The following is a 13,339-nucleotide window of genomic DNA, read 5'->3' on the forward strand; positions in this document are numbered from 1 at the left end:
CTCGGGCATCAGGTCCGACTTTACGGTTCACCACTGACACGTCTCATCCCGTTTTCCGGTCGACCGACAGCACGGATCGGTCGGCCGGACGGCATCGCCGGCCGACCGGGAGCACTGCCCGGCCGGCCGGTACCCCTTACGTCCGCACCCGCAGCAGCACCACCGATCTGGCCCCGACCTCGATCGTCGCGCCGCCCGCGTGTTCCGTGCCCGGTGGGGCCGACTGGTCCTCGCGGGCCGTGTCGACGACCAGTTCGTACGTCTCCGCCCACGGCGGGCCCGGGAGGCGGAACTCCAGCGGGCGGTGGCCCGCGTGCAGGACGGCGAGGAAGCTGTCGTCGGTGATCTGCTCGCCGCGCTCGTCCCGGCCCGGTATGTCGCGGCCCGACAGGTAGAGGCCGAGCGTGGCCGTGGGCGCGTACCAGTCGGGTTCCGTCATCTCCGTCCCCGCCGCGGTGAACCAGGCGAGGTCCCGCAGCCCGTCCGAGCCCTGGGGGCGCCCGGAGAAGAACGCGCGGCGGCGCAGTACCGGGTGGTCGTGGCGGAGGGCGAGCAGCCGGCGGGTCAGGGCGAGGAGCTGGGCCCGGCCGGGGGCGTCCGGCAGGGTCCAGTCGACCCAGCCGATGGGGTTGTCCTGGCAGTAGGCGTTGTTGTTGCCGCCCTGGGTGCGGCCCATCTCGTCGCCGGCGACGAGCATCGGGACCCCGGTGGAGAGGAGCAGGGTGGTGAGGAGGTTGCGCTGCTGGCGCAGGCGCAGGCCGTTGACGCCGGGGTCGTCGGTCTCGCCCTCCACGCCGCAGTTCCAGGAGCGGTTGTCGTTCGTGCCGTCGCGGTTGCCCTCGCCGTTGGCCTCGTTGTGCTTGCGCTCGTAGGTGACGAGGTCCCGCAGGGTGTAGCCGTCGTGGGCGGTGACGAAGTTGACGGAGGCGTACGGTCTGCGCCCGCCCCAGGCGTACAGGTCGCTGGAGCCGGAGAGCCGGTAGCCGAGGTCCCGGACGTCGGGCAGCGCCCCGCGCCAGAAGTCCCGTACGGCGTCCCGGTAGCGGTCGTTCCACTCGGTCCAGAGCGGCGGGAAGGCGCCGACCTGATAGCCGCCGTTGCCCACGTCCCAGGGCTCGGCGATCAGCTTGACCCGGCGGAGTACGGGGTCCTGGGCGATGACCGCGAGGAACGGGGACAGCATGTCGACGTCGTGCATCGAGCGGGCGAGGGCGGCCGCCAGGTCGAAGCGGAACCCGTCGACGCCCATCTCCGTGACCCAGTAGCGGAGGCTGTCGGTGATGAGGCGCAGCACCTGCGGCTGGACGACGTGCAGGGTGTTGCCGCAGCCGGTGTAGTCGGCGTAGCGGCGGGCGTCGGACTGGAGCCGGTAGTAGCCGCGGTTGTCGATGCCCTTCAGGGAGAGCGTCGGGCCCAGTTCGCCGGCCTCCGCCGTGTGGTTGTAGACGACGTCGAGGATGACCTCGATGCCGGCCGCGTGCAGGGCCCGCACCATCCGTTTGAACTCGCCGACCTGCTGTCCGGTCGTGCCGGAGGAGGAGTAGTCGGCGTGCGGGGCGAAGTAGCCGATGGAGTTGTAGCCCCAGTGGTTGCGCAGGCCGCGGCGGAGGAGATGGTCCTCGTGCGCGAACTGGTGCACGGGGAGCAGTTCGACCGCGGTCACCCCGAGCCGGACCAGGTGCTCGATCGCCGCCGGGTGCGCCAGCCCCGCGTACGTGCCCCGGAGGTGCTCGGGGATGCCCGGGTGGAGCCGGGTGAAGCCCTTCACGTGCAGCTCGTAGATGACCGAGTCCTGCCAGGGCGTCTTGGGTCTGCGGTCGTCGGACCAGTCGTCGTCGTCCTGCACGACGACTCCCTTGGGGACGTGCGGCGCCGAATCCCGCTCGTCGCGGACGGTGTCGGCCACGTGCTGCTGCGGCCAGTCCCTGACGTGCCCGTAGACCTCGGGGGGCAGCGCGAAGTCGCCGTCCACGGCCCGCGCGTACGGGTCGAGGAGTAGTTTCGCCGGGTTCCAGCGGGCCCCGGTCCAGGGGTCCCAGCGGCCGTGGACCCGGTAGCCGTACCGCTGCCCGGCCCCGATGCCCGGTACGAAGCCGTGCCAGATCTCGTGGGTCAGCTCTGTCAGCGGCAGCCGGAGTTCCGTGCCGTCCGGGGCGAAGAGGCACAGTTCGACCGCCTCCGCGCCGCCCGCCCACAGGGCGAAGTTCGTGCCGGCCACCCCGTCGGGGCCGACCCGGCAGCGGGCCCCGAGCGGTGTGGGCGCGCCCGGCCACACCGGCGGCCCGGCCCGCTCCGGAGCATGCTCCTGTACCGCCTCCTGCTCGGCTGCGCTCGTCACCGTCCCGGCCTCCAGCGGCTCGTCGGGCCCGCACGCAGGGGAGCGGCGGCGTCCCGGCCGTCGCTCCCGCGTATGGTTCTCCCCCCTGTTCTGCCCGGCAGGTGCGGCTCCCAACATGACCCGCACGGACGTTTCCCCTGGAGGGTGGCTGTCGTTGGGCCGAGCGTGACATTCGTATGCAGGCGGGCGAGGTACGCCCTCGTGGTGGCGGGACTGTTGGCGGGCCTCGTGGGCTGTACCGGGCCGGACGGCGGAGGCGGGATCGACTTCGGCCTGCCGGGCAAGGCGCGGGCCCCCGGGGACGTGATCCGGGTGAGCCCGGAGGACGGCAGCCGGGGGGTGCCGGCCGAGGGCCCGGTCGAGGTGAAGGTGGCCAGCGGGCGGCTCGAACGGGTGACCGTCGTCCAGGTGGAGGACGGTCTGCGGACCCGGGTCGACGGGGAGGTGTCCGCCGACGGACTGCGCTGGCGGCCCCGGCCGGACTCCCGGCTCGCGCTGGCCGCGAAGTACAGCGTGGACGCCGTCGCGCTCGACGCGCACGGCCGCCGCTCGGCCCGGCACACCACGTTCACCACCGCGGTGCCCGAGAGCCGGTTCATCGGCTACTTCAAGCCGGAGAACCGTTCCACGGTCGGCACCGGCATGATCGTCTCCTTCGGCTTCAACATGCCGATCGAGAACCGGGCGGCGGTCGAGCGGGCCGTCCGCGTCACCTCGGACCCGCCGGTGGAGGTCGTCGGGCACTGGTTCGGCAAGGAGCGGCTGGACTTCCGCCCTGCCACGTACTGGCGGCCGGGCACCCGGGTCACCGTCGAACTCGCCCTGCGGGACGTCGAGGGGGCGCCCGGCGTCTACGGCATCCAGCGCAAGACGGTCGGCTTCACCGTCGGCCGCTCGCAGGTGTCCGTGGTCGACGCGGCCGCCCACACCATGGAGGTCAGGCGGGACGGCGAGGTCCTCGCGACCGTGCCGATCACCGCGGGGGCGCCGAAGACGACCACGTACAACGGGAAGATGGTCGTCACCGAGCTGTACGACGTGACCCGGATGAACGGGGCCACGGTCGGCTTCGGCGGCGAGTACGACATCAAGGACGTGCCGCACGCGATCCGGCTGACCGACTCGGGCACCTTCCTGCACGGCAACTACTGGGCCGATCCGAGCACCTTCGGCTCCGCGAACGTCAGCCACGGCTGCGTAGGCCTCCGGGACGACAAGGGCGGCAGCGCCGACTCCCCGGCGGGCTGGTTCTTCGAGCGGACCCTGATCGGAGACGTGGTCGAGGTGGTCAACTCCCGCGACCGGAAGGTGGCCGCCGACAACGGCCTCGGGGGCTGGAACATGGAGTGGAAGGAGTGGAGGTCCGGCTCCGCGCTGAGCTGACGCGCACGCCCCCCTCGCACCCTCCGGCGCCTCCGGCCCCTTCCGTCGTCTTAGCAGGTCGATCGGGACGGAACGGTGACATTCACGAGGATCTTTCGTGTCCTGCGGTGTGATTATCTAGCGCCGTGTGCGCGAGCGGATGCGCACCGGGGGTGGGGCCGGGCGGTGCCGGGCCGTGCGAGGGGAGAACACCACAGTGAACGGGCAGCCGATATCGGGGGCATCGGTCGGAGCGACCGGGCGGCGCGGCCGGCGCGGGGGCGTCAGGCTGCAGGCCCTGGCGGCGGGGGCGCTGCTCCTGGTGCTCACGGCCTGCGGCGGCGGCGAGACGGCGAACGGCGGTGCGGGGGGCCAGGGCCCGGCCGCGCAGGGCGGCGGCAAGCAGGACAACGCGGCCTCGCAGGCGGTCGTGACGATCCTTCCGAAGGACGGCGCCGACGCCGTCGCCACCAGCGGCGTCCTCAAGGTCAGCGCGGCGCAGGGCAAGCTGACCACGGTCACGGTCGCCGACTCCAAGGGCACCGCGGTCGAGGGCAGGATCGCGGCGGACGGCTCCAGCTGGACGCCGACCGCGCACCTGGCCGCGGCCACGCAGTACAAGGTCCACGCGATCGCGAAGGACGCCGACGGCCGGGAGTCGGCGAAGGACACCACCTTCACCACCCTCGTCCCGAAGAACACCTTCATCGGCCAGTACACGCCGGAGGACGGTTCGACCGTCGGCGTCGGCATGCCGGTCTCCATCAACTTCACCCGGGGCATCACCGACCCGGAGGCCGTCGAGGAGGCCATCAAGGTGACGGCCGTGCCGTCCGTGCCGATCGAGGGCCACTGGTTCGGCAACGACCGCCTCGACTTCCGCCCCGAGAACTACTGGGCCGCGGGCACCAAGGTGACCGTGCACCTCAACCTGGACGGAGTCGAGGGCCGCCCGGGCGTCTACGGCAAGCAGAAGAAGACGATCAGCTTCACCATCGGCCGCCGCCAGGTCTCCACCGTCGACGCGAGCGCCAAGACGATGAAGGTCGAGCGCGACGGCAAGATCATCAAGACGATCCCGATCACCGCGGGCGCGCCGTCCACGACCACGTACAACGGTCAGATGGTCATCAGCGAGAAGTACAAGGTGACCCGGATGAACGGGGCCACGGTCGGCTTCGGCGGCGAGTACGACATCAAGGACGTGCCGCACGCGATGCGCCTGTCCACCTCCGGCACCTTCGTGCACGGCAACTACTGGGCCGGAGCGGGCACGTTCGGCTCCTCCAACGTCAGCCACGGCTGCGTCGGCCTCCAGGACGCGCGGGGCGCGGGCGACAGCTCGATGCCGGCCGCCTGGTTCTACGACCGCTCGATCATCGGCGACGTGGTCGTCGTGAAGAACTCGAAGGACAAGGAGATCCAGCCGGAGAACGGTCTCAACGGCTGGAACATGGACTGGTCGGAGTGGATCAAGTAGTCCACCCCTTCGTCCGTCCGGGAGGGCCCGGTGCTGTGAGCAACAGCACCGGGCCCTCCCGCGTTAACGGACACTAACCTTCCTCCCATGACTGTGAACCTCGAAGTCGCCGAAGGTGTCGGCACGATCCGCCTCGACCGCCCCCCGATGAACGCCCTGGACGTCGCCACCCAGGACCGGCTGCGCGAGCTCGCCCAGGAGGCGACCGACCGCGACGACGTGCGGGCCGTGATCATCTACGGCGGCGAGAAGGTGTTCGCGGCCGGCGCGGACATCAAGGAGATGCAGGTCATGGACCACGTGGCCATGGTCAAGCGCTCCCGCGCGCTCCAGGACTCCTTCACCGCCGTCGCCCGCATCCCCAAGCCGGTCGTCGCGGCCGTCACCGGCTACGCCCTCGGGGGCGGCTGCGAGCTCGCGCTCTGCGCCGACTTCCGGATCGCCGCCGACAACGCCAAGCTCGGCCAGCCGGAGATCCTGCTCGGACTGATCCCCGGCGCCGGCGGCACGCAGCGGCTGGCCCGGCTCGTCGGCCCCTCCAAGGCCAAGGACCTCATCTTCACCGGCCGGATGGTCAAGGCCGAGGAGGCCCTGGCGCTCGGCCTGGTCGACCGCGTCGTCCCCGCCGCCGAGGTGTACGAGCAGGCGCACGCCTGGGCCGCCAGGCTGGCGCAGGGCCCGGCCGTCGCGCTGCGGGCCGCGAAGGAGGCGATCGACCAGGGTCTGGAGGCCGACATCGACACGGGTCTCGCCATCGAGCGCACCTGGTTCGCGGGCCTGTTCGCGACCGCGGACCGCGAGAGCGGGATGCGCAGCTTCGTCGAGGAGGGTCCGGGGAAGGCGAAGTTCGCCTGAGGTGACAGACCATCATCCGTGGGGGGCCGATTCCGCCGGAACGGCCCCCGCGGCGTGCTCCGTGCGGCCATGATGGGGGCATGGCGGGCCTGGAGGGTAGGGAACAACCGTGGCAGCGCACTGGCGCCGCCGCACCGCGGTGGTCACCGGCCGCGGAGGACGAACAGGCCGCCGACGCAGTGGAGTTGTACGGCAACCCGGCCGAGGGTGATGTCCGGCTGCCGTCCCTGCCCGAGTCCGCGTGGGTGGCCCGGAGGCTCACCCAGCACGTCGTGCTGCGGCAGTGGGCGCTCGGTCCGCAGATCGCCGAGCACGCGGTGCTCCTGGTGTCGGAACTCGTCGGCAACGCTGTCCGGCACACCGGTGCGCGGGCCTTCGTGCTGCGTCTGCAGCGGCGGCGCGGCTGGATCCGGGTCGAGGTGCGCGACCCCTCGCGCGGGCTGCCCTGTCTGATGCCGGTGCACGAACTCGACACGAGCGGCCGGGGGCTCTTCCTGGTCGACAAGCTCTCGGACCGGTGGGGCGTGGACCTGGCGCCCCGCGGCAAGACGACCTGGTTCGAGATGCGGGTCGCCGACCGCCCCTGAGCGGCGCGCGGCGCCCTCCCGGAACGCACGTGAGCCCCCGTGCGCCGTGGTGGGGCGCCTGGGGGCTCTCGTGTGATGCGCCGTGGACGGGGGGGTGTATCCACGGCCGCTCTGTCGACCTGGCCCGGGTCAATGGGGGTCGTTCCCTCGACTATGGCAGACGGGCGGCCCTCCCGCCAAAAGTCCCTAGCGGGGCAATACGGGCTATAAGTGGACACTTTAATAGTGAATCGTTGGTGACCTGCGGCACCCGCCTTGCAAACAATGAATGACTATGCGGTTCATTGGGTGTTCCTTGGGGTCGTCCGCATGCTGGACGCCCGGCGAGGGCCCGCAAACGTCCTGAATTGGCGTAATCGTTACGAAACGGGTGATACCGCTCTTAAATGGTCGCGTGAAGCCGATCGACCGCCGCGGAGCCCTCCGCGCGGGCGCGACCGCCGCCCTCGCGGGAGCCCTCGCCACCGCCTGCGGCACGGGCCCCGCCGCCCACGGCGCCGGCGACCGCATGGACCGCCTGGCACCTCCACCTCGGCACGACGGCCCGGTCGGCACACGACCGGGTCGTCACCGATGTCATCGGCCCCACGATCCGCGAACTCGCCCCCGGCACCCCCTGGTTCTTCATCCGCTACTGGCAGTCCGGTCCGCACCTCCGGCTCCGCGTGGGCGACCTCGACGAGGCCGCACGCACCCGCGTGGCGGCCGCGCTCGCCGCACGGCTGGCCGTCGCCGGCGCCCCCGCGCCGGGCGAGGAGCCGCTCGACCCCGCCGCCTACCGCAGCGGGGCCGAGCGGCTCGCCGCGGCCGGCGAGACCGGCGAGAACACCTCGGTGAAGGCCCTGCTGCCGCCCGGCGTCCACCCGGCCGTCTACGAGCCGGAGTTCGACCGTTACGGCGGCCGGGCCCTGATGCCCGCCGCCGAGTCCCTCTTCACCCTGTCCAGCACCCTCGTCCTCGCCGCCCTGCCCAAGGTCCGCGACGAGCGGCAGCGGGCCCTGCTCGCCCTGCGCGGCACCGTCGCCGTCGCCGCCGCCCTCGGGGACCCGGCGGAACGCGCGTACTACTACGCCCACGGCCTCGGTGCCTGGCGCGCCTGGGCCGCCGAGGCGGGCCACCCGGCCGAACTCCTCGACACGATCACCCGCGTCGAGGGGACGGCCGCCCTCGACCCGGACGCCCACGGCCCCTTCGCCGGCTGGCACGCCCGGGTCGCCGCCCACGCGGACGAGATCCGCGCGCAGTCGCCGACCCACCCGGGCATGGTCCTCTTCTCGCACGCGCACATGCTCCACAACCGGCTCGGCCTGAGCCTCCTGGAGGAGCTGCGCACTTACGCCGTCCTCGCCCGCGCCTTCCCCCTGCCGGCGGGCGCCACCCGGGGCGCCCCCGCCCCGCGGACCGGCTGACCGCAGACCCCCCACGGGGACACCCGAAAGGCCCGACCGGTCGCCGGTCGGGCCTTTTCGTGGTGCTCGGGCGCCTACTCGGGGCGCGGGTCCCAGCGGAAGCTGCGGACGGCGATCAGGGCGCCGATGACACCCCAGGCGGCGAGGACCGCGAGGTCGCCCCACTGGTAGCCGGCGTCCTGGGTGAAGAGCGCCAGCATGGCGTCGTTGAACGGCTTCACGGGCAGCAGCCCCGCGATGGTGTTCAGCAGCTCGGCGTGGATCGGGAAGTAGCTGCCCGAGATGAAGACCAGCGGGAACTGGATGAACTGCACGACGGCCGGGGCCGCCTCCGAGTTCTTGATCAGCGAGGCCACGCCGACGCCGAGCGCGCAGAAGCTGGCCGCGCCGAGGACGAGCGTCAGCAGGACCGCGCCCCAGTGGGTGGGCAGGTCCACGCCGTAGAGCGCGCCGATGCCGAAGACGAGCGCGACGTCGACGATGCTCACGACCACGCAGTGCACGAGCAGACCGGCGAAGTAGACCCAGGCCGGCAGCGGCGTGGCGTGCAGCCGCTTCAGCACCCCGGTCTGCCGGCGCATCGCGAGCACGATGGCCAACTGGCCGTAGCAGGCACCGAGTACGGACACGGCGGCGATCACCGGCGTGTAGTACTGCATGCCGGTCAGACCGAAGAAGAAGTCCTCCCCCTCGCTGCCGCTGAACACGGCCCCGAAGATGCCGATGATCACGATCGGCAGGACGAAGGTGAAGACCATCGACTGCGGGTTGCGCCAGAACGACAGCTGCTCGTAACGGATCTGATGACCCAGCAGGGCCAGCGGGTTCCGTGCGCGCGGGTCGTCCGCGCGGGCCGCCGAGGCCGCCGGGGCGGTCGTCTCGGTGCTCGGGGGGATCAGGGTGGTCATGAGCGGCTCCGTCCGGGTCGGCGGCCTCGTCCCGCGGGCGCCCTGCGCTCCCGCGCGGACGACGGCGAGGAGGCTTCCTGCTGTACGTACTCGCTGGTCAGGCTCAGGTAGACGTCCTCAAGGGTGGGCTGCTCGACGGTCAGCCGTTCGAGCGGCGCGCCCCGGTCGAGCGCCCAGCCGGTCAGCCGGTGCAGCGCGGCCGTCGGCTCGGTCGTCTCGGCCGTCACCAGGCCGTCCTCCACGTCGTTCACCGGCAGGGGAACGTCGGCGAGCGCGACGCCGGCCGGCAGCGCGAACCGGATCCGGGTCCGGGCGATGTCGCGGCCGCCCAGGGTGGCCGGGGTGCCCGAGGCGACGATCCGGCCCTCGGCGATGACCACGACCGAATCGGCCAGCGCCTGCGCCTCGTCCATGTAGTGGGTGGTGAGGACGATGGTGGTGCCGTCGTCGCGGAGGTTGCGTACGACGTCCCAGGCGCCGCGGCGGGCGTTGGGGTCGAAGCCCGTCGTCGGCTCGTCGAGGAAGAGCAGCTTCGGCCGGCCGACGACGCCGAGCGCCAGGTCGAGCCGGCGCTTCTGGCCGCCCGACAGGTCCTTGACCTTGGCGCCCTTCTTCTCCTCCAGGCCGACGAGGTCGAGGAGTTCGTCGACGTCCCGCGGGTCCGGGTAGTAGCCCGCGTTGCGGGCCAGCGTCTCCCGCACCGACAGATAGGGCTCCACGGCGATGTCCTGGAGTACGAGGCCGACCTGGCCGCGCAGCCAGTGGCCGTCGGCCTTGACGCCGGGGTCGCGGCCGAGCACCTCGACCCGCCCGCCGTCGCGCTCCCGGAAGCCCTCCAGGATCTCCAGGGTGGTGGTCTTGCCCGCGCCGTTCGGCCCGAGCAGGGCGAAGATCTCGCCCTCGGCGACGCTGAAGTCGACGCCGCGCACGGCCTCGTGGTCGCCGTACCGCTTCTGCAGGCCTTCCACGGCCACCGCGGCGGTCACCGCGGTCCCTCGGCTCGTGTCACTGTGTGCCTCCCGGTGTGGTGGTGGGACGTCGTGGGGTCGTCGCCCGCAGACGGACTCCGGGGCGCCGCCTCGACGTTAGGCGCGGGCCGGGGGCCCGGCCGGGCGCCGGAGGGGCGGCGGTGACGGACGTCATGGAAGCCGCGACAGTTGTCAGAGGGGGGCGTGACCCGCGTTGCCGGGGGCCGGTGGGCGACCCATGCTCGGGGTGCGGCGGACGGCCGGGCTGCGGGAGACCGCGGCCGGTGGCGCCGACGGTGCCGACACAGCAGCGACACGGAAGGCGGTCTCAAAGGTGCGGTTCGGGGATCTGGACGAGTGGGGAGCGGAGGAGCGGCCGCACGTCTCGGTGGTCGGTGCCGGCATCGGCGGACTGACGCTGGCCGGCGCGCTCTCCTCCATGGGTGTTCCGTACACGGTGTACGAGCAGACGCGACGGCTCGCGGAGGTGGGGGCGGGAGTCCAGCTCTCGCCCAACGCGGTCCGGCCGCTGCTGCGGCTCGGCCTCGGCCCGGCCCTGCGCGAGCGGGCGGTGGCGATCGAGGCCATGGAGGTACGGGGGTGGAGCGGGCGGCCGATCGCCCGGACGCCCCTGGGCGCGGAGTGCGAGCGGATGTTCGGAGCCCCGTACTACACGGTGCACCGGGCGCATCTGCACGACGCGCTCCTGACCCTCGTCGACGAGGGCAGCCTCAAGCTGGGCGAGCGCCTCAGCGGGGCGCGGGAGACGGACGGGGCGGACGGCGGCGTACGGCTGGCCTTCGAGGACGGCACCGTCCGCGGGGCGGAACTGGTCGTGGGCGCCGACGGCATCCACTCCACCGTCCGCGAGGCGTTCCGGCGCGACGAGCCCGAGTTCTCGGGGCTCGGCATCTACCGGGGCCTGGTGCCCGTGGACCGGCTGCCGGACGAGGCCCGCGCGCCTCTGGTGCGCCTCTGGCTCGGCCCGGGCGGGCACTTCGTGTGCTACCCGGTCGCGGCGGGGGAGTACCTGAGCTTCGCGGCGACGGTGCCGATGGCGCAGTCCCCGGGCGAGTCCTGGTCGGTGCCGGGCGATCCGGAGGCGCTGCGCCGGGTCTTCGGCGGCTGGACCGGTCTGGTCGCGGACGTCGTGGGCGCCGTGGAGTCGACGCTCCAGTGGGCGCTGCACGACCGGCCGCCGCTGGACGTGTGGTCCTCGCGCCGCCTGACCCTGCTCGGCGACGCGGCCCATCCGATGCTGCCGTTCATGGCGCAGGGCGCGAACCAGGCGATCGAGGACGCGATGGACCTGGCGGCCTGCCTGGCCGACCCGGCGTCCTCGACGACCGCGGCCCGGCTCGACCGCTACCAGTCGCTCCGGATTCCCCGTACGGCGGAGATCCAGCGCGGTTCGCGGGGCAACGCGGGCATCCTGCACCTGCCGGACGGTCCGGCCCAGCGCCGCCGGGACGCCCGCATGGCGGTCCACGCGTCCCTCCGGGACCGGGCGATGCTGTACGCGCACGAGACGGGCAGGAGCGTGGTGCCGACCCCGGCGTGATCGGGTAATTGGTCTGGACCTATTGTGCGGCCCTGCCCGCGACGGTACGTTCGACCCGGCTGCGCAGCCGGCACGTACCGCACCGCAACGCTCCACATCGCATCGTCACGCACTCCGCCGGGGCATCCCGGCGTTTTCAGGAGGACATGCCATGTACCGTCGCATCGCCGCCGCACTCGCCACCGCGGCCACGGCCGGAGCCCTCGCGCTCGGCACCGCGGGCACCGCCGAGGCCGCCGGGCCCGGCTTCTACGCCCGCAGCCACCACTCCTCGTACGCCGAATGCCAGGCGGCGGGGGTCGCGGGCCGCCCGCTCTGGGGCGCGCTCTTCCTCTGCGAGCCCTTCGCCCCGTCGCGCCCGGACGTCTACGTCCTCTGGGTGCGCTACTGACCCGGTCCCCGGCCCGGGCGGCGGCGGCCGCCCGGCCCGGGGACCGTCAAACGGCCTGCGGGCCGCCCGAGGAATCGGTTCAGCACTCGATGATGTTCACCGCGAGCCCGCCGCGCGCGGTCTCCTTGTACTTCACGGACATGTCCGCGCCCGTCTCCTTCATGGTCTTGATGACCTTGTCGAGGGAGACCAGGTGGCTGCCGTCGCCGCGCATCGACATCTTGGCCGCCGTGACGGCCTTGACCGCCGCCATGCCGTTGCGCTCGATGCACGGGATCTGCACCAGGCCGCCGACCGGGTCGCAGGTCAGGCCCAGGTTGTGCTCCATGCCGATCTCGGCCGCGTTCTCCACCTGCTCCGGCGAGCCGCCGAGGACCTCGGCGAGCGCGCCCGCCGCCATCGAGCAGGCCGAGCCGACCTCGCCCTGGCAGCCGACCTCGGCGCCGGAGATCGACGCGTTCTCCTTGAAGAGCATGCCGACCGCGCCCGCCGCCAGCATGAACCGGACGATGCCGTCGTCATCCGCGCCCGGCACGAAGTTCGTGTAGTAGTGCAGGACGGCGGGGATGATGCCGGCCGCGCCGTTCGTCGGGGCGGTGACCACCCGGCCGCCCGCCGCGTTCTCCTCGTTCACGGCCATCGCGTAGAGCGTGATCCACTCCATGGCGTGCAGCTTCGGGTCGCCCTCGGAGCGCAGCTTGCGCGCCAGGTTCGCGGCGCGCCGGCGGACCTTGAGACCGCCGGGCAGGATGCCCTCCCGGGACATGCCGCGCGAGACGCAGGACTGCATGACCCGCCAGATCTCCAGCAGGCCCTCGCGGATCTCGTCCTCGGTGCGCCAGGCCTTCTCGTTCTCCAGCATCAGCGCGGAGATCGACAGACCGGTCTCCTTCGCGAGGCGGAGCAGCTCGTCGCCGGTGCGGAAGGGGTACTTCAGGACGGTGTCGTCCGGGACGATCGGGTTCTCGCCGGCCACCGCGTCCTCGTCCACGACGAAGCCGCCGCCGACCGAGTAGTACGTCTTCTCCAGTACCGGGGCGCCCTCCGCGTCGTACGCGAAGATCGTCATCCCGTTGGCGTGGTACGGCAGCGCCTTGCGCCGGTGCAGTATCAGGTCGGCGTCGAAGTCGAAGGGGATCTCGTGCGCTCCGAGCAGGTTGATCCGGCCGCTCGACTTGATCCGCTCGACCTCGTCGTCGGCCGTCTCCACGTTCACCGTGCGCGGCGAGCTGCCCTCCAGGCCCAGCAGGACGGCCTTCGGGGTGCCGTGGCCGTGGCCGGTCGCGCCGAGGGAGCCGTACAGCTCCGCCCGGACGTGCGCGGTGTGGGCCAGCAGGCCCTCGTTCTTCAGGCGGCGGGCGAACATCCGGGCGGCTCGCATCGGGCCCACCGTGTGGGAGCTCGACGGACCGATGCCGATCGAGAACAGGTCGAAGACCGAGATGGCCACGAAGGACTCCTTGTGGGGGGCTAGACGCCG

Annotated in this window: 10 protein-coding genes and 1 pseudogene; 7 read left to right on the top strand and 4 right to left on the bottom strand. The window is 72.5% G+C overall.

Annotated features, from left to right (window positions below):
• Positions 1-136: 136 nt before the first annotated feature.
• Positions 137-2,338 (bottom strand): glycogen debranching protein GlgX, encoded by a 2,202-nt coding sequence (gene glgX, locus EAO70_RS31865; protein ID WP_148006260.1) that lies wholly within the window; start codon positions 2,336-2,338, stop codon positions 137-139.
• A 204-nt stretch (positions 2,339-2,542) separates the two neighbouring features.
• Between glgX and EAO70_RS31870 the strand changes: the two genes are divergently transcribed.
• The 5 genes and pseudogenes from EAO70_RS31870 to EAO70_RS31890 all read left to right on the top strand — a co-directional run.
• Positions 2,543-3,721, top strand: a complete 1,179-nt coding sequence (locus EAO70_RS31870; RefSeq protein ID WP_261993139.1) for an Ig-like domain-containing protein — start codon at positions 2,543-2,545, stop codon at positions 3,719-3,721.
• A gap of 196 nt (positions 3,722-3,917) precedes the next feature.
• Positions 3,918-5,180 (top strand): Ig-like domain-containing protein, encoded by a 1,263-nt coding sequence (locus EAO70_RS31875; protein ID WP_148006262.1) that lies wholly within the window; start codon positions 3,918-3,920, stop codon positions 5,178-5,180.
• Positions 5,181-5,267: 87 nt separating this feature from the next.
• Entirely contained in the window at positions 5,268-6,035 is a 768-nt protein-coding gene (locus EAO70_RS31880; protein ID WP_148006263.1) for an enoyl-CoA hydratase/isomerase family protein, read from the top strand.
• A gap of 80 nt (positions 6,036-6,115) precedes the next feature.
• Positions 6,116-6,622, top strand: coding sequence for an ATP-binding protein (locus tag EAO70_RS31885; protein ID WP_148006264.1), 507 nt, complete (start codon positions 6,116-6,118; stop codon positions 6,620-6,622).
• Between the two features lie 521 nt (positions 6,623-7,143).
• Positions 7,144-8,031 (top strand): annotated as a pseudogene (locus tag EAO70_RS31890) (thiopeptide-type bacteriocin biosynthesis protein); the annotation flags it as partial.
• A gap of 74 nt (positions 8,032-8,105) precedes the next feature.
• Here EAO70_RS31890 and EAO70_RS31895 read toward each other — a convergent pair.
• Positions 8,106-8,939 (bottom strand): ABC transporter permease, encoded by an 834-nt coding sequence (locus EAO70_RS31895; RefSeq protein ID WP_148006265.1) that lies wholly within the window; start codon positions 8,937-8,939, stop codon positions 8,106-8,108.
• On the bottom strand, positions 8,936-9,925 hold the full coding sequence (locus EAO70_RS31900) for an ABC transporter ATP-binding protein (RefSeq protein WP_148006266.1): 990 nt from the start codon (positions 9,923-9,925) through the stop codon (positions 8,936-8,938). The genes EAO70_RS31895 and EAO70_RS31900 overlap by 4 nt, the downstream gene beginning before the upstream one ends.
• Positions 9,926-10,145: 220 nt before the next feature.
• Here EAO70_RS31900 and EAO70_RS31905 point away from each other — a divergent pair, with 220 nt between their 5' ends.
• Positions 10,146-11,468, top strand: coding sequence for an FAD-dependent monooxygenase (locus EAO70_RS31905; protein ID WP_148006267.1), 1,323 nt, complete (start codon positions 10,146-10,148; stop codon positions 11,466-11,468).
• A 151-nt stretch (positions 11,469-11,619) separates the two neighbouring features.
• Complete coding sequence (locus EAO70_RS31910; protein WP_148006268.1) at positions 11,620-11,859, top strand: hypothetical protein; 240 nt, start codon at positions 11,620-11,622, stop codon at positions 11,857-11,859.
• Between the two features lie 79 nt (positions 11,860-11,938).
• Here the strand turns inward: EAO70_RS31910 and EAO70_RS31915 are convergent, their stop codons facing one another.
• Positions 11,939-13,309 (bottom strand): L-serine ammonia-lyase, encoded by a 1,371-nt coding sequence (locus EAO70_RS31915; protein WP_148006269.1) that lies wholly within the window; start codon positions 13,307-13,309, stop codon positions 11,939-11,941.
• Between the last annotated feature and the right edge of the window lie 30 nt (positions 13,310-13,339).

This window comes from Streptomyces sp. adm13(2018) (assembly GCF_008042145.1).
GTDB lineage: Bacteria > Actinomycetota > Actinomycetes > Streptomycetales > Streptomycetaceae > Streptomyces.

What these genes read in the sequence shown, in the direction of transcription:
- EAO70_RS31880 (WP_148006263.1), top strand. Translation starts at nt 5,268, where the DNA reads ATGACTGTGAACCTCGAAGTCGCCGAAGGTGTCGGCACGATCCGCCTC.
- EAO70_RS31885 (WP_148006264.1), top strand. Translation starts at nt 6,116, where the DNA reads ATGGCGGGCCTGGAGGGTAGGGAACAACCGTGGCAGCGCACTGGCGCC.
- EAO70_RS31895 (WP_148006265.1), bottom strand. Translation starts at nt 8,939, where the DNA reads ATGACCACCCTGATCCCCCCGAGCACCGAGACGACCGCCCCGGCGGCC.
- EAO70_RS31905 (WP_148006267.1), top strand. Translation starts at nt 10,146, where the DNA reads ATGCTCGGGGTGCGGCGGACGGCCGGGCTGCGGGAGACCGCGGCCGGT.
- EAO70_RS31910 (WP_148006268.1), top strand. Translation starts at nt 11,620, where the DNA reads ATGTACCGTCGCATCGCCGCCGCACTCGCCACCGCGGCCACGGCCGGA.